Annotated in this window: 1 protein-coding gene; it reads right to left on the reverse strand. The window is 64.0% G+C overall.

What is annotated here, in order from left to right:
* The coding region (locus NET02_RS16370) for a hypothetical protein (protein WP_284058501.1) at positions 1–544 on the reverse strand (544 nt) is incomplete at both ends.

A 544-nucleotide genomic window follows, 5' to 3' on the forward strand; every position in this document is an offset into this window, starting at 1 on the left:
TGCTTGCCGTCGCAGGCGTCGGCCCAGCCGCGCGGCTCGCGGATGCCGTAGCGCGCCAGGTCCTTGAACAGCGCGCCGCCGTTGGCCTCGGCGTACATCTCCCAGGCTTCCTTCCAGCTCAGGCCGCGCTTGGGCAGCATGTAGTCCTGCATCATCGCCACGATGGTCAGCAGCCGGTAGCCGCGCCAGAACCACTTGTCGATCCAGCGCTGCACGATCGGCACGTTGCCCTCGTCCTGCTCCAGCATGAACTTGATGCACTCGATGCCCAGCGTCATGTGACGGCTCTCGTCGGATTGCGCCGAGAAGCCGAAGGTGACGGTGGACATGTCGCCGTTGTGCGCCGCGCCGCTCATGAACGGCACGAACAGCAGGTTGGTCAGCACGTACTCGAACGAGAAGCTCACCGCAGTGAGGAACTCGAACGGGCCGGCGGTGCAGGCGTCCTCGAAGAAGCTCTTGGGCACCGACAGGTACCAGACGCGGTCGAACCAGTGGTTGGCGTGGTGCATGCCGTTGAAGTACTTGTTGTAGGTACTGATGG

The sequence above is a fragment of the Thermalbibacter longus genome, assembly GCF_023806485.1.
Taxonomy (GTDB): domain Bacteria; phylum Chloroflexota; class Chloroflexia; order Thermomicrobiales; family Thermomicrobiaceae; genus Thermalbibacter; species Thermalbibacter longus.